Genomic DNA, 16,267 nt, shown 5'->3' with positions numbered 1-16,267 from the left:
AACTCCTTACGCGCTCAGCAATTGCTTCATGTCTTCTTCAACGGTGGTCACAGAACGCAGACCAAATTTCTCGTTGAGTACCGCCAGCAGATCTGGCGTGAAGAAGCCTGGCGCGGTCGGACCGGTCACGATGTTTTTCACGCCCAGGGAGAGCAGGGTCAGCAGAATGACAATCGCTTTTTGTTCGAACCAGGAGAGCACCAGAGACAGCGGCAGGTCATTCACGCCGCAGCCCAGTTTTTCTGCCAGCGTCACGGCCAGAATGATGGCGGAGTAAGCGTCGTTACATTGACCGGCATCGACCAGACGTGGCAGACCTTCAATATCGCCGAACTCCAGCTTGTTGAAACGGTATTTACCGCAGGCCAGGGTCAGGATCAGGCAGTCGTCCGGTACACTGGTGGCGAAATCGGTGAAGTAGTTGCGTTCGCCGCGCGCGCCGTCGCAGCCGCCAACCAGGAAGATGTGACGCAGTTTTTCACGGCTCACCAGATCGATCAGGGTGTCCGCCGCGCCCAGCAGCGTCTGACGACCGAAACCGACGGTGATCAGATGCGGAATTTCGCTGTACGGGAAGCCCGCCATTTGCTGCGCTTGTGCGATAACCGGACCGAAGTCGTCACCTTCCAGGTGGCTCACACCTGGCCAACCAACGATGCTACGGGTCCAGATACGGTCGTCGTAACTGCCCACGGTCGGGTCGATGATGCAGTTTGAGGTCATCACGATAGGCCCCGGGAAGCGGGCAAATTCGACCTGCTGGTTCTGCCAGCCGCTGCCGTAGTTACCAATCAGATGTTTGAACTTACGCAGTTCCGGATAGCCATGCGCCGGCAGCATTTCACCGTGGGTATAGACGTTAACGCCGGTACCTTCGGTTTGTTCCAGCAGGTTGTACAGATCTTTCAGGTCGTGGCCGGAGATCAGGATGCATTTGCCTTCAGTGGCTTTGACATTGACCTGTGTTGGCGTCGGGTGACCGTATTTGGTGGTTTCACCCGCATCCAGAATGCTCATCACTTTGAAGTTCATCTGGCCGATTTCCATTGAGCACTCCAGCAGAGCGTTCATATCGGAAGGCCAGGTGCCCAGCCACGCCATAATTTTATGGTACTGCGCGTAGATGTCGTTGTCGTATTGACCGAGAACGTGTGCGTGTTCCATATAGGCCGCCGCACCTTTCAGGCCGTACAGACACAGCAGACGCAGGCCGAGGATATTCTCGCCAATGGCGGCTTTGTCTTTATTCGGGGTAAATTCGGCAGCCTGACGTTGCAGGTCGCCCAGATCGTCGCTCACCAGTTGCAGGTCAGCCATGGGGTTGTCGCAGTGCGCATTGGCGTCAACGCTCAGGCACTGGGCTTTCAGCGCTTCACGCATCGCGATAGCGTCGCGGGCATAGCCGACGATACGCGGGGAATCGAAGTTAACGTTGGTCAGCGTGGAGAAGAAAGCACGCGGCGCAAAGTTATCGACGTCATGATTAATGATGCCATATTCACGCGCTTTAGCCGCCCATGCAGATAGGCCTTGTAGGGAGGCAATCAGCAGATCTTGCAGGTCAGAGGTTTCAGCCGTTTTACCGCACATACCCTGCGCGTAAGAGCAGCCGTTTCCTGCCGGAGTACGGATGGTTTGTTCACATTGCACACAAAACATGGTCACACCTTTTAAAGTTATATTTAATATACATGTTTAAGGTTATGCCTGTGCGTAAAGGGAGAAAAGGTATTTCTGATACAATTTACAGGGAGATTGATTTAGCTCAATTTTGGCGGCAGAACCCTACCGCCAGAGAGGGAGTTAAGCGGAGAAAAAGGCCATCAAAATGGGCACCAGCAAACTGAGGATAAAGCCGTGGACAATCGCCGCCGGAACCATCTCCAGCCCACCGGTACGCTGTAACACCGGCAGGGTAAAGTCCATCGATGTGGCGCCACACAGTCCCAGCGCGGTAGAGCGACTGTGGCGCACCAGTCCCGGGATCAACATAATCGCGAGCAGTTCGCGCGCCAAATCGTTAAAGAACGCGGCGCTGCCGATCACCGGACCGTAGGATTCGGTCAGCAAAATACCCGACAGGGAGTACCAGCCAAACCCCGACGCCATCGCCAGCGCGGTTTTCATTGGCAGGTCGAGAATCAGCGCGTTGATCAGGCCGCCAATCATGGAGCTGGCGACGACCACGACCGCCACAATCATGCCACGCCGGTTCAGGACGATCTGCTTTAACGTCATACCGCTATTGCGTAACTGGATCCCGACCAACAGCAGTAACAGGATCAGCGTATATTCGCTCGCCTCTGTGGCGTGTTGCAAAATGGGCAGACCGCTCAAGCCCAGCAGAAAGCCGATCACGACCACGCCGCACAACTTCAGCGACTCAAGCGCCATCGCGATACGGGAGGGCAGTTTCTCCTGCTGGTGATGGTGACGCCAGGGTAACGTGCGTTCCAGCCACAGTAATGCGGCAATATTACACAGTAAAATAACGGTAATACTGACGGCGGAATAGTGAAATATCGCCAGCAGGTTGCTCGCCAGGTTATCTAAAAAGGCCAGGCTGATCCCCATAAAAAAGAGAATCAGATAAACCATCCAGCTTAAGAGCCGATTGATCAGTTTTAATGCCGCGGTGTGCCGAAGCACAATGAGATAACCTGCTATCAGCGGGAGCAGAATGATGAGTAGTCCTGAAAACATGAACAGCCGGGTCCTTTGAATTAGCGAGACAGCGCCATGACACTACCCAATAACGCGGGTTCAGTAAAGATGCAAAATAAAAGCCGGACAGGGACGATGCCTTATCCGGCTGAAGAGTGTTTGGTCCGGCGGGCATATGCCGTCGGACGTTTTCTCATTAATCGCGTTTTTCGAGCAGCGTACGGTAAATAAGGCCACCGAGAATACCGCCAATAATCGGCATCACCCAGAACAGCCACAGTTGTTCTAATGCCCAACCGCCCTGGAAGATGGCGACCGCGGTGCTACGCGCCGGGTTAACAGACGTATTGGTCACCGGAATACTGATCAGGTGGATCAAGGTCAATGCCAGACCGATAGCGATTGGCGCAAAGCCCGCCGGTGCATGTTTGTCAGTGGCACCGTGAATCACCAGCAGGAAACCAGCAGTCAGCACGATTTCGATAACGATCGCAGACAGCATGGAGTAACCACCCGGTGAATGCTCGCCATAACCGTTGGAGGCGAAACCGCTGGCCGTCGCATCAAAGCCGGTTTTACCGCTGGCAATCAGATACAGTACCGCTGCGGCAATAATACCGCCCACCACCTGGGCAATAATGTAGCCAATGACGTCTTTTGCCGGGAAACGACCGCCGGCCCATAAGCCTAATGTCACTGCCGGGTTAAAATGCCCGCCGGAAATATGACCAACGGCAAAAGCCATGGTTAATACGGTCAGGCCGAATGCCAGTGCGACACCCGCAAAACCAATACCTAATTCCGGAAACGCTGCTGCCAGTACGGCGCTGCCGCAGCCACCAAAAACAAGCCAGAATGTACCAAAACATTCGGCTGCTAATTTTCTAAACATATCCACCTCAATGTAAAAATAACCGCAAAAGCGTTGCGGTAATTGATATTTACTGTTCGCCTGAATGACGACAAAATAAATAGCTCGCTATTTTAAAAACGATCGTCATCCGTTCTCTAGTCAAATAAAGCCTGTTAGTTTGATTTAGGGCAATGCGGCGTCATTCCTTCCATAGATTTCTCTTAGGGGAAAGTGTAGCGCATAGTCATATGAAGGAGAATTAACGCAAACGGATTTATTTATGTCCTGCCAAACATGCCTGCTCTCTATTACGAATGAAAGAGAAAAGAATAAATCGTTCACCCTTCGTACAGTTAGCCAGCGTAATAATGTCCATATCACGTCCCGCGCCGGCTTTTGCAGTTATACTGCGAGGAGCTTAAAGGAAAAGTGAAGGTTTTCTGGAGGAAACATGATTCTCGAACGCGTTGAGATAGTGGGATTTCGCGGTATCAATCGACTGTCGTTGATGCTCGAGCAGAACAACGTCCTGATTGGTGAGAACGCCTGGGGTAAATCGAGTTTACTGGATGCGTTAACGCTGCTGCTGTCACCCGAATCAGAGTTGTATCATTTTGACCGTGACGATTTCTGGTTTCCTCCTGGCGATATGAAAGGCCGTGAACATCACCTGCATATCGTGCTGACGTTTCGTGAATCGCAACCCGGTCGCTACCGGGTTCGACGCTACCGGTCGCTGGAGGCGTGCTGGGCGCCGTGCCACGATGGCTTTCAGCGCATCTTTTATCGCCTTGAAGGCGAATGCGGAGAAGACGGCAGCGTGATGACGCTGCGCAGTTTTCTCGACGGCGACGGGCACCCGCTGGCGGTGGACGATATCAACGAACAGGCGCGACATCTGGTGCGCCTGATGCCGGTGCTGCGCTTACGCGATGCACGGTTTATGCGCCGCATCCGTAACGGTACGGTGCCGGAGGTTGACGATGTGGAAGTCACCGCCCGGCAACTGGATTTTCTCGCCCGGGAACTGGCGATGCGCCCGCAGAATCTCACCGACGGACAGATTCGCCAGGGGCTTTCGGCGATGGTGCAACTGCTGGAGCACTATTTTACCGAGCAGGGTACTTCACAGTCCCGCCACCGCTTAATGCGCCGACGCTCCGCCAACGAACAGCGAAGCTGGCGCTATCTCGATATCATCAACCGGATGATTGACAAACCTGGCGGGCGTACTCACCGGGTGATTCTGCTGGGACTGTTCTCCACGCTATTGCAGGCGAAGGGCACGGTCAGATTGCATAAAGATGCCAGGCCGTTGCTGTTGGTGGAAGACCCGGAAACGCGCCTGCATCCTATTATGCTGTCAGTGGCGTGGCAGTTGCTGAATCTGCTGCCGCTTCAGCGTATCACGACCACTAACTCGGGCGAATTACTCTCGTTGACCCCCGTGGAGCATGTCTGTCGTCTGGTGCGTGAATCTTCGCGCGTAGCGGCCTGGCGTCTGGGGCCGGGTGGTCTGAGCGCCGAGGATGGCCGACGCATTGCCTTTCACATTCGCTTTAACCGCGCCTCTTCGCTGTTTGCCCGCTGCTGGCTGCTGGTGGAAGGAGAAACAGAAACCTGGGTGATTAACGAACTGGCCCGCCAGTGCGGCCATCATTTTGACGCCGAAGGGATTAAGGTGATCGAATTTGCGCAGTCCGGTCTCAAGCCGCTGGTGAAATTCGCCCGGCGGATGGGCATTGAGTGGCATGTGCTGGTGGATGGTGATGAAGCCGGGAAAAAATATGCCGCCACGGTGCGAAGCCTGCTGAATAACGACCGGGAGGAAGAGCGAGAGCACCTGACCACGCTACCCGCGCTGGATATGGAACACTTTATGTACCGGCAAGGATTTTCCGATGTCTTTCACCGGGTGGCGCAAATCCCGGAAAACGTGCCGATGAATATGCGTAAAATCATTTCGAAGGCGATCCATCGCTCATCGAAGCCCGACTTAGCCATCGAAGTGGCGATGGAAGCCGGGCGGCGGGGTGTGGATGCGGTGCCGACGCTGCTGAGACATATGTTCTCCCGGGTGCTGTGGCTGGCGCGCGGTCGAGCGGATTAACTCTGTAACCGCTGCGGAACCTGCGTGACGACGCTGTCGAGCAGCGCATAGCGACGGCGGTATTCAGCCCGTTTTTTGCTGGCAATATCCGCCTCGCTTTTCCGTGCAATGGTCAGCGGCAGAGAGAAGTATTCCCCCTCGGTCTTTTCACCGCCCAGTGACGTCCAGAAGGCGTCGTAGTCGGCATGCATTTGCGTTTTTTTATCCATATAGCGCCAACTGCGATAAACATGTACCGCGTTGCTGACCGCCAGAATCTGCTCCGCCCCGGCGATGTGCGCAAACTGACACAGCGCTTCCATCACCATTCTTTTGGGGAACAGGCCATAACAGGCTTTGGTGGCCTGCTGGATCACATCATGCGGGACATCATTGGCCGCGCCCTGCAAGCCCCCGATAAACAGGGTGCGTTTTCCGTTTAACGTGCAGAATGTGAACGTAATTTCTGCCAGAATACGCATCCGATCGTCGCGGATCACAACGGTACTTTCCCCTTCTTTATCCAGCGAGACCAGACTGACTAAATCAAGCTGGAATGGCGTACCATCTTTAGCCTCAATTTTTGCCAGGTTGAGACCGCCCTGACTTAAATAACAGGCCAGTTGTTCGCGGCTGAACAACTGACGCAGCAGATCGTAATGGCTACAGAGCGCAGTCAGCGCGGTATCGCGCTTAATATTTACGGCCATATACGGGCGATGCAGACGGATAGGTAACCGGGGTTGCCGTGTCAGTAACGTATTCAGCTCAGGCCACTGGGTCAGATTTTCCAGCAGTTGACGGGTGGCTCTTGGCATCAGCAGCGAGCGAATTAAAAACTTACGGCGAAAGCTGGCTTTCCGCCAGAATTTACCCGGCAGTAATTGACCACGCGTCAGGCGCATAAATAATTGTAAAGGAGACGCAACGTCTGAAGTGTAAAAGGTATTATCAGTAATCTGTGACATGATCATAATCCGCAATGCGATGATTGCGAAAATTGAAACACGCTGAATCTTAACCAATCGTCAATGCCCTGAGCGCTGTCCTTTCCGCTTGCGGTTTGTTTAGATACTGTTGAATTTCAGCTGAAAACTTACCATCAGGATCGCTATGGGTATTAAGGGAAATAAAATTAAAAAGCGCTATCTGCTGCTTATATTCATTCTCATCCTGGGGGCATTTGCCCTTTGGCGGACGCTGAATGCGCCAGTGCCAAATTATCAGACGCTGATTGTGCGTCCGGGAGATCTGCAGCAAAGCGTGCTGGCAACCGGCAAACTCGACGCGCTGCGTAAAGTGGATGTGGGGGCGCAGGTGAGCGGTCAGCTCAAAACGCTGTCGGTGGCGATTGGCGACAAGGTGAAGAAAGACCAGTTGCTTGGCGTTATCGACCCTGAACAGGCACAAAACCAGATCAAAGAGGTGGAAGCGACGCTAATGGAACTGCGCGCCCAACGCCAGCAGGCCGAAGCTGAGTGGAAACTGGCGCGGGTAACGCTCTCTCGCCAGCAGCAGCTGGCAAAAACCCAGGCCGTATCGCAACAGGATCTGGACACCGCCGCGACGGAGATGACGGTGAAGCAGGCGCAAATCGGCACCATCGATGCGCAGATCAAGCGTAATCAGGCGTCTCTGGATACCGCGAAAACCAATCTCGACTACACCCGCATCGTCGCGCCGATGGCTGGAGAAGTCACGCAGATTACCACCCTACAAGGTCAGACGGTGATCGCCGCGCAGCAAGCGCCGAACATTCTGACGCTGGCGGATATGAGCACGATGCTGGTGAAAGCGCAGGTTTCTGAAGCCGATGTGATTCACCTTAAACCGGGACAAAAGGCTTGGTTTACCGTACTGGGCGATCCGCAAACCCGTTACGAAGGGACGCTGAAAGATGTGTTGCCGACGCCGGAAAAGGTCAATGATGCCATTTTCTATTACGCCCGTTTTGAAGTGCCCAATCCAAAAGGCATTCTGCGACTGGAGATGACCGCGCAGGTCCACATTCAGCTAACCGATGTAAAAAACGTTCTGACGATCCCGCTTTCCGCGTTGGGCGATCCGGTCGGGGACAATCGCTACAAGGTGACTCTGCTGCGTAACGGCGAAACCCGTGAACGTGAGGTGTCAATTGGCGCGCGCAATGACACCGACGTGGAGATTGTGAAAGGGCTGGAAGCCGGGGATGAAGTGGTGACGGGCGAGGGTAAACCGGGAGCCGTACAATGACGGCATTGCTTGAGCTGAGCAATATTCGTCGCAGTTACCCCTCCGGAGAAGAACAGGTGGAGGTGCTGAAAGGCATCACGCTACAGATCAATGCCGGCGAAATGGTGGCGATCGTGGGGGCGTCTGGCTCTGGCAAATCCACGCTGATGAATATCCTGGGGTGCCTCGATAAACCCACCAGCGGCACCTATCGGGTGGCAGGACGCGATGTATCAACGTTGGATCGTGACGCGCTGGCGCAGCTGCGCCGGGAGCATTTCGGCTTTATTTTCCAGCGCTATCATTTGCTGTCTCACCTGACGGCGGCGCAAAACGTCGAAGTCCCCGCCGTTTACGCCGGAACGGAGCGGAAACAGCGTCTGGTGCGTGCGCAGGAACTGCTCCAGCGGCTTGGCCTGGGCGATCGCGTCGATTACCAACCCTCGCAGCTTTCCGGCGGTCAGCAGCAGCGCGTCAGTATTGCCCGCGCGCTGATGAACGGCGGACAGGTGATCCTCGCCGATGAACCCACGGGCGCGCTCGACAGCCGTTCCGGTGAAGAAGTGATGGCTATCCTGCATCAGCTGCGCGATCGCGGGCACACGGTGATTATCGTCACCCACGATCCCCTGGTCGCGGCCCAGGCGGAACGGGTGATTGAAATTCATGATGGCGAAATTGTGCGTAATCCGCCCGCAAAACGTGCCGTTCAGGGACAGGGGATTCAGGAACCGACGGTGAAAACGGCGTCCGGCTGGAGTCAGTTTATCAGCGGATTCCGTGAAGCGCTTACGATGGCGTGGTTGGCGATGGCGGCCAACAAAATGCGCACGCTGCTCACGATGCTCGGGATTATTATCGGTATCGCGTCGGTGGTGTCGATTGTGGTCGTCGGTGATGCGGCGAAGCAACTGGTGCTGGCGGACATCCGCGCCATCGGGACCAACACCATTGATATCTACCCCGGCAAAGATTTTGGTGACGACGACCCGCAGTACCAGCAGGCGCTGAAATACGACGATCTCGCCGCTATCCAGAAACAGCCATGGGTAACCTCCGCCACGCCCGCCGTGTCGCAGAATCTGCGCTTGCGCTACGGCAACACCGATGTTGCCGCCAGTGCAAACGGGGTGAGCGGCGACTATTTTAACGTCTACGGCATGACCTTCAGTGAAGGAACCACCTTTAACCGCGAACAGCTTAATGGCCGCGCGCAGGTCGTGGTGCTCGACAGCAACACCCGACGTCAGTTATTCCCGCATAAGGCGAACGTGGTGGGCGAAGTGATCCTCGTGGGCAACATGCCTGCGACGGTGATTGGCGTGGCAGAAGAGAAGCAGTCGATGTTTGGCAGCAGCAAAATTCTACGCGTCTGGTTGCCCTACAGCACGATGTCCGGGCGCATTATGGGGCAGTCGTGGCTGAACTCGATCACCGTGCGGGTGAAGGAGGGCTTCGATAGTGCGCAGGCCGAACAGCAACTCACCCGACTATTGACGCTGCGTCATGGCAAAAAGGATTTCTTCACCTGGAATATGGACGGTGTCTTGAAAACCGCCGAAAAGACCACACGTACTCTTCAGTTGTTCCTGACGCTGGTGGCGGTGATTTCACTGGTGGTCGGCGGGATTGGCGTGATGAACATTATGCTGGTGTCGGTCACGGAGCGTACGCGGGAGATAGGTATCCGGATGGCAGTTGGCGCACGCGCCAGCGATGTGTTGCAGCAATTTTTGATTGAAGCGGTGCTGGTCTGCCTGGTCGGCGGCGCGCTGGGTATCAGCCTGTCGATGCTGATCGCCTTCACGCTGCAGCTGTTCCTGCCCGGTTGGGAGATTGGCTTCTCGCCGGTAGCGCTGCTGACGGCATTTTTGTGCTCTACCTTTACCGGTATTCTGTTCGGCTGGTTACCGGCGCGCAACGCGGCGCGACTGGATCCGGTCGATGCGTTGGCGCGAGAGTAACGTTGCGGGAAATAAAAATGCCAGCCGATCGGGCTGGCATTTTATCTGCGGGATGTACACAATGAGACAGAAGAGCTATGCAACAGCTTCTGCTTCGATAGGCACGATGACACTGGCGTGATTGCCTTTTGGCCCCTGGTGAACATCAAACTGGACAGACTGTCCGGCTTTTAGCGTTCTGTAACCATCCATCTGAATGGTGGAATAGTGAGCGAAAATATCTTCGCCGCCGCCTTCAGGGCAGATGAAACCAAACCCTTTGGCATTATTGAACCACTTAACAGTACCCGTTTCCATGCTTCGACATCCTTCGTAAATCTTATATAAGTAAGATGGAATGAACCGGTGGTGGAGTGGGGGTTGTTCAAAACCTCGCCAACTCTCGAAACTACAATTTAGAGAAATCAGGCGGGGCGTCAAGCATCTGACGGGGGGCAGTGGGTAAAAATGAATCAAAAATTTGAAGCAGTTAACGCTATTGGCGGGAATGTGACAGATGTCGCGGATGCCAGTGATAGATGATAGTTATCTATCAATTGAGGTAGATTGAGTGTGCACATCCGCTCTTGTCAGCGGCAGACTGTTCTGCCGGTAACCGTAACTGAAGATGACGACTGACAATGGGTAAGACGAACGACTGGCTGGATTTTGACCAGCTGGCGGCAGATAAAGTGCGTGACGCGCTTAAACCGCCATCTATGTATAAAGTGATATTAGTCAATGATGATTATACTCCGATGGAGTTTGTTATTGACGTGTTACAAAAATTCTTTTCTTATGATGTAGAACGTGCAACGCAACTGATGCTTGCGGTTCACTATCACGGTAAAGCCATTTGCGGTGTATTCACCGCAGAGGTCGCGGAGACCAAAGTGGCGATGGTGAACACGTATGCAAGGGAGAACGAGCATCCGTTGCTGTGTACGCTGGAAAAAGCCTGAATGCAGGCATAAAAATTGGGGGAGGTGCCTATGCTCAATCAAGAACTGGAACTCAGTTTAAACATGGCTTTCGCCAGAGCGCGCGAGCACCGTCATGAGTTTATGACCGTCGAGCACTTGTTACTGGCGCTGCTCAGTAACCCATCGGCCCGCGAAGCGCTGGAAGCGTGTTCCGTGGACCTCGTGGCGCTCCGTCAGGAACTCGAAGCCTTCATAGAACAAACCACACCCGTACTGCCTGCCAGCGAAGAAGAACGCGACACGCAGCCGACGCTGAGCTTTCAGCGCGTTCTGCAACGTGCGGTTTTCCACGTTCAGTCCTCCGGGCGTAGTGAAGTGACTGGCGCCAACGTGCTGGTTGCCATCTTTAGCGAACAGGAGTCTCAGGCGGCCTACCTGTTGCGTAAGCATGAGGTCAGCCGTCTTGACGTAGTCAACTTTATTTCTCACGGTACGCGCAAAGATGAGCCGAGTCAGTCATCCGATCCCGGCAGTCAGCCCAATACCGAAGAGCAAGCTGGCGGGGAGGAACGTATGGAGAACTTCACGACAAACCTTAACCAGCTTGCCCGTGTTGGCGGTATTGACCCGTTGATCGGCCGCGACAAAGAACTGGAGCGTGCCATTCAGGTGCTGTGCCGTCGGCGTAAAAATAACCCGCTGTTGGTCGGGGAATCCGGCGTCGGGAAAACGGCGATTGCCGAAGGACTGGCCTGGCGTATCGTGCAGGGCGACGTGCCGGAAGTGATGGCCGATTGCACGATTTATTCACTGGATATCGGTTCGCTGCTGGCGGGCACCAAATACCGCGGTGACTTTGAAAAACGCTTTAAAGCGCTGCTGAAACAGCTGGAGCAGGATACCAACAGTATTCTGTTTATCGACGAGATCCACACCATTATTGGTGCGGGTGCAGCATCGGGCGGCCAGGTGGATGCCGCAAACCTGATTAAACCGCTGCTTTCCGGCGGTAAGATCCGCGTGATTGGCTCCACGACCTATCAGGAGTTCAGCAATATTTTCGAGAAAGACCGTGCGTTAGCCCGTCGCTTCCAGAAAATTGATATTACTGAACCGTCGGTGGAAGAGACCGTACAGATTATCAACGGCCTGAAGCCGAAGTACGAAGCGCACCACGACGTGCGTTATACCGCGAAAGCGGTGCGTGCGGCGGTTGAGCTGGCGGTGAAATATATCAACGATCGTCATCTGCCGGATAAAGCGATTGACGTCATTGACGAAGCTGGTGCGCGTGCGCGTCTGATGCCGGTCAGCAAACGCAAGAAAACCGTTAACGTGGCGGATATCGAGTCTGTGGTCGCGCGTATTGCGCGTATTCCGGAAAAGAGCGTGTCACAAAGCGATCGCGATACGCTGAAAAACCTTGGCGACCGTCTGAAAATGCTGGTCTTTGGGCAGGATAAAGCCATTGAGGCGCTGACCGAAGCCATCAAGATGAGCCGCGCGGGTCTGGGACACGAGCATAAGCCGGTGGGTTCCTTCCTGTTTGCCGGGCCGACCGGTGTCGGGAAAACAGAGGTCACGGTACAGCTTTCCAAAGCGCTGGGAATCGAACTGCTGCGTTTTGACATGTCCGAGTATATGGAACGTCATACCGTCAGCCGCCTGATTGGTGCGCCTCCGGGATACGTGGGTTTTGATCAGGGTGGTCTGTTGACGGATGCGGTCATCAAGCATCCTCATGCGGTACTGCTGCTGGATGAAATCGAGAAAGCGCACCCGGATGTCTTTAACCTGCTGCTGCAGGTGATGGACAACGGCACGCTGACGGATAATAACGGGCGTAAAGCCGATTTCCGTAACGTGGTGCTGGTCATGACCACCAACGCCGGTGTACGCGAAACTGAGCGTAAATCGATTGGCCTGATTCATCAGGACAACAGCACTGATGCGATGAGTGAAATCAAGAAAGTATTTACGCCGGAGTTCCGTAACCGTCTCGACAATATTATCTGGTTCGAACACCTGTCTACTGAGGTGATCCATCAGGTTGTCGATAAGTTCATTGTCGAGCTGCAGGTTCAGTTGGATCAGAAAGGTGTCTCCCTGGAAGTCAGCCAGGAAGCGCGCAACTGGTTGGCTGAGAAGGGCTACGATCGGGCAATGGGCGCACGTCCAATGGCGCGTGTGATTCAGGATAACCTGAAAAAACCGCTGGCAAACGAACTGCTGTTTGGCTCGCTGGTGGACGGCGGACAGGTGACCGTGGCACTGGATAAAGAGAAAAATGAACTGACCTATGGCTTCCAGAGTGCGCAGAAGCACAAGCCGGAAGCCGCGCATTAATCTCAACGCTCTCTTAGCTGACTGACGAACCGGGCCACGTGCCCGGTTCTCTATTATCTGGACAGACAAACATCTGCCTCATAGGTCGGTTTTCTTCCCCATGGCTCCCTTATCGTTTTACCTTCAGATTATTCTACCCAGCAGAGGAAACGGTAAGATGAATATTAATAATTAGTTAATAATAAATGCCAATATTTATTTCATGAAATTATATCCCATGCTTAGCTAATATTATAATCCTGAAATCATTATCACGCTATTCACGGAAAATTCTTACCTTCAATTGTCTCGCAATAGAACGAAATAGAATAGTAGCCAGACTAATAAATCAGTATTTACATTTTGAAATAGATAATATATGTTGTTCTTGCAGTTTTCTTCAAATTTTATTTATTAAGGATAGCCAAATGAAAGTAATTCTGGGTTTCGATAGTCTGCTGACTCCTAAAATCATGGTGTTTTTATACTGGATTTTTATGGTTTTAGTGGCCGTTGTTGGCGTGATTTCTATATTTAATGGTCAAATCATTGCAGGATTATTTGGCACGGCTTTTAGTCTGGTTGGCTGTCGCGTCATGTTTGAACTTATTATGATTGCGTTTAAAAACAATGAGTATCTGCGTCTGATTGCACAGAATTCCAATAAATCAGAATAATAGCGTTTTCCTGGTATTAATCCTGGTCTGTTACAATGTGATGTTTATTTTCACACTGAGATAACATCCTGACACTTTGCTTATTCATGCAGAGTGTCAGGATGTTTCAGCTAAGTTAATGAATCAACGGATGGCCTGTAGAGCCATAAAAGGTCGCAGACGATAAACGTTGAGGCAGAGCAGGCACATATCAAATACAGTGGGCTTTATTTTTTTGTCGGATCGTAAAAAACAAAAGCAATTTTGTTCTTGTCAGGATCGCGGACATAAGCACTGTAAAAATCATCACCATAGTGTGGGCGGTAGCCAGGAGGACCATCATCCTCGCCACCGTTTTCTAACGCTAAGGCATAGAGCTTGTTAATTATATCAACGGAGGGGGCATTAAGTGCCACCATCACGCCATTGCCAAATGTTGCCGGACGTTGATTAAAGGGAAGGCCAACACATAGCCCTGTGGAATTATTATTTTTAAACGTGCCCCAGGCGGCGCCTTTCTCACTTCGACCATCCAGAGGATATCCCAGCACGTCCATTAGCGGCGCATAAAATTTATAAGAAACTTCCGGGTTATTGGTACCCAACATGACATAAGAAAACATGGCAACTCCTGTTGTGAAAAAAATCCTCATTCGTCACTATGCCTGTTCGGAGAACTGAACGGAAGTGTTTATACCAGTCTTTATTTTTCAATCACAAATCCAGAATGAATGTGAGTGGTATAGACAGATGAAAGCTATATCCCGAATGCCGACGAATGAATAAGTTACTGCCTAATCTGAGCGCAGCAGCCTCCCTGAAACTGATTAATCCCAGGAATTATCATCGTAAAATAAAGCCCGAAATTATCATGGGATACCACTGCTCGGGATAATGGGGAAGAGTATGGCTCAGAGACAAATACCCACACTCGTGCGGGGTACCGTCTTTATTGATGATAATACTTTTGCCCTGGCAATAATGTATCAACGTACCACCGTCGCAAATACCCATTACCAGCAAACCGAAGCGCTGGGTTCATAAGCGCTTTATGTCCGTCCGTATGGCTGCAGGCCATACCTGAGATATGGCGTCTGTGAGTGCGACAATAAGGTTTTCAACGTCATCCTGTGCGGTTTCGTGCAAAGCTTCGGCGACAATCAGCACGTTGGACGTACGTTGGCGAACGGCCGACCAACCGCTTTGTCGATGAGTCCAGCGTCGGGCATGGGCTCGTCCGGAATCATCGACAAAGATAACTTCACCGGGTTCAGGGTGTTCAGTTTCCCCGGAAAACGTCTCATAGAGTTCATCCCCACAGGCCGAACGCACTGTTAACGCACCGCTGATCCGGTTGATGTCAAATGCAGCAACCGGTATGGCAAAGGCGAGGGAAGCCGCATTACACAGGTCAATCAGCGGATGTAGCGTCGGCAACTCTCCGCTCTTGCGATACCGTCTTAACAGAGATTCCGATGCGCAGCGATATTGTGTAGGCTTAAGGCCTAACTCGGAAAAAGCACGACGCCAGGCTTTAATCTCCGCAAACTCGCCTTCGCGAGTCGCCGTCAGTCGCTTATCTGCGACTGCAAGTAACTGAGCCACTTGTGCGCCCGAATTAGCATCTGCGTGAATACCATTAACACCGATCGTCGCAGAACGAAGTTGCCTGAATCTCGTATGAATTTCAGAGGCATAACATAGCGGCATTGACATTCTCTCCTTAGCACTATTTCTGACAGAATATCGGTCGCTGCTCTGATGTGTATTGAATAAAATTGCAGATGATTTCATTACCCGGGTGGAAATCTCTGATCTCATCCCCCCGCAGTGCGTGCAATATGCGAAAAAAAAGCCCGTACTTGCGTACGAGCTCTTTCTTAAAGATGGCGGTGAGGGGGGGATTGACTCGCTTCGCTCGCCCTGACGGGCAGCCCGCTCACGAAGTTCGCGGTCTGTCCAACGGGCTGCGCCCGTTGTCGACCCCGGTCGGGGATTCTCATCCCCCCACGGCGTGTGCAATATGCGAAAAAAAAGCCCGTACTTGCGTACGAGCTCTTTCTTAAATATGGCGGTGAGGGGGGGATTGACTCGCTTCGCTCGCCCTGACGGGCAGCCCGCTCACGATGTTCGCGGTCTGTCCAACGGGCTGCGCCCGTTGTCGACCCCCGGTCGGGGGCTCTCATCCCCCCAGGTGTGTGCAATATGCGAAAAAAAAGCCCGTACTTGCGTACGAGCTCTTTCTTAAATATGGCGGTGAGGGGGGGATTGACTCGCTTCGCTCGCCCTGACGGGCAGCCCGCTCACGATGTTCGCGGTCTGTCCAACGGGCTGCGCCCGTTGTCGACCCCCGGTCGGGGGCTCTCATCCCCCCAGGTGTGTGCAATATGCGAAAAAAAAGCCCGTACTTGCGTACGAGCTCTTTCTTAAATATGGCGGTGAGGGGGGGATTCGAACCCCCGATACGTTGCCGTATACACACTTTCCAGGCGTGCTCCTTCAGCCACTCGGACACCTCACCATATTGTATTGTTGCCTGACCGCTTGGGGAGCAACGGGGCGCTACTATATGGAGTTGCGCTAAAACGGTCAAGCAGTATTTA

13 protein-coding genes and 1 tRNA gene are annotated in these 16,267 nt (G+C 53.1%); 6 read left to right on the top strand and 8 right to left on the bottom strand.

Annotation, left to right across the window (positions count from 1 at the left end; genetic code table 11):
• Positions 1-6 precede the first annotated feature (6 nt).
• The 3 genes from hcp to aqpZ form a co-directional block, all read right to left on the bottom strand.
• Positions 7-1,659, bottom strand: a complete 1,653-nt coding sequence (hcp, locus tag GBC03_21185; protein ID QFS72533.1) for a hydroxylamine reductase — start codon at positions 1,657-1,659, stop codon at positions 7-9.
• Between the two features lie 144 nt (positions 1,660-1,803).
• The gene (locus GBC03_21180; protein QFS72532.1) at positions 1,804-2,703 is read right to left on the bottom strand and encodes a DUF340 domain-containing protein; all 900 of its coding nucleotides are present in this window, start codon (positions 2,701-2,703) and stop codon (positions 1,804-1,806) included.
• Positions 2,704-2,860: 157 nt separating this feature from the next.
• Complete coding sequence (aqpZ, locus tag GBC03_21175; GenBank protein ID QFS72531.1) at positions 2,861-3,556, bottom strand: aquaporin Z; 696 nt, start codon at positions 3,554-3,556, stop codon at positions 2,861-2,863.
• 412 nt (positions 3,557-3,968) lie between these two features.
• On the opposite strand from aqpZ, the gene GBC03_21170 reads away from it, so the two are divergent.
• Positions 3,969-5,627, top strand: coding sequence for a DUF2813 domain-containing protein (locus GBC03_21170; protein QFS72530.1), 1,659 nt, complete (start codon positions 3,969-3,971; stop codon positions 5,625-5,627).
• Here the strand turns inward: GBC03_21170 and GBC03_21165 are convergent.
• Entirely contained in the window at positions 5,624-6,574 is a 951-nt protein-coding gene (locus GBC03_21165) for a DUF535 domain-containing protein (GenBank protein QFS72529.1), read from the bottom strand. The genes GBC03_21170 and GBC03_21165 overlap by 4 nt on opposite strands.
• A gap of 145 nt (positions 6,575-6,719) precedes the next feature.
• Between GBC03_21165 and macA the strand changes: the two genes are divergently transcribed.
• Both macA and macB read left to right on the top strand, forming a co-directional pair.
• Entirely contained in the window at positions 6,720-7,838 is a 1,119-nt protein-coding gene (gene macA / locus GBC03_21160; GenBank protein ID QFS72528.1) for a macrolide transporter subunit MacA, read from the top strand.
• A complete protein-coding gene (gene macB, locus GBC03_21155; protein ID QFS72527.1) occupies positions 7,835-9,781 on the top strand; it encodes a macrolide ABC transporter ATP-binding protein/permease MacB in 1,947 nt (648 codons plus the stop codon). Before macA ends, macB begins: the two co-directional genes overlap by 4 nt.
• Before the next feature lie 75 nt (positions 9,782-9,856).
• Here the strand turns inward: macB and cspD are convergent, their stop codons facing one another.
• Positions 9,857-10,078 (bottom strand): cold shock-like protein CspD, encoded by a 222-nt coding sequence (gene cspD / locus GBC03_21150; GenBank protein QFS72526.1) that lies wholly within the window; start codon positions 10,076-10,078, stop codon positions 9,857-9,859.
• 323 nt (positions 10,079-10,401) lie between these two features.
• Between cspD and clpS the strand changes: the two genes are divergently transcribed.
• The 3 genes from clpS (at position 10,402) to GBC03_21135 (ending at position 13,685) form a co-directional block, all read left to right on the top strand.
• On the top strand, positions 10,402-10,722 hold the full coding sequence (gene clpS, locus GBC03_21145) for an ATP-dependent Clp protease adapter ClpS (GenBank protein QFS72525.1): 321 nt from the start codon (positions 10,402-10,404) through the stop codon (positions 10,720-10,722).
• 30 nt (positions 10,723-10,752) lie between these two features.
• Positions 10,753-13,029, top strand: coding sequence for an ATP-dependent Clp protease ATP-binding subunit ClpA (gene clpA, locus GBC03_21140; GenBank protein QFS72524.1), 2,277 nt, complete (start codon positions 10,753-10,755; stop codon positions 13,027-13,029).
• A 407-nt stretch (positions 13,030-13,436) separates the two neighbouring features.
• The gene (locus tag GBC03_21135; GenBank protein ID QFS72523.1) at positions 13,437-13,685 is read left to right on the top strand and encodes a DUF4282 domain-containing protein; all 249 of its coding nucleotides are present in this window, start codon (positions 13,437-13,439) and stop codon (positions 13,683-13,685) included.
• Positions 13,686-13,891: 206 nt separating this feature from the next.
• On the opposite strand, the gene GBC03_21130 is transcribed toward GBC03_21135, so the two are convergent.
• The 3 genes from GBC03_21130 to GBC03_21120 all read right to left on the bottom strand — a co-directional run bounded on the left by GBC03_21130 (position 13,892) and on the right by GBC03_21120 (position 16,185).
• The gene (locus GBC03_21130) at positions 13,892-14,287 is read right to left on the bottom strand and encodes a VOC family protein (GenBank protein QFS72522.1); all 396 of its coding nucleotides are present in this window, start codon (positions 14,285-14,287) and stop codon (positions 13,892-13,894) included.
• Positions 14,288-14,702: 415 nt separating this feature from the next.
• Positions 14,703-15,374, bottom strand: coding sequence for a hypothetical protein (locus tag GBC03_21125; protein ID QFS74096.1), 672 nt, complete (start codon positions 15,372-15,374; stop codon positions 14,703-14,705).
• Positions 15,375-16,097: 723 nt separating this feature from the next.
• Positions 16,098-16,185 (bottom strand) — tRNA-Ser (locus tag GBC03_21120).
• Positions 16,186-16,267: the final 82 nt, after the last annotated feature.

This window comes from Citrobacter telavivensis (assembly GCA_009363175.1).
Classification (GTDB): domain Bacteria; phylum Pseudomonadota; class Gammaproteobacteria; order Enterobacterales; family Enterobacteriaceae; genus Citrobacter_A; species Citrobacter_A telavivensis.
The sequence above is the reverse complement of the archived record's forward strand: the minus strand, read 5'-3'. Positions and strand labels throughout refer to the sequence as shown.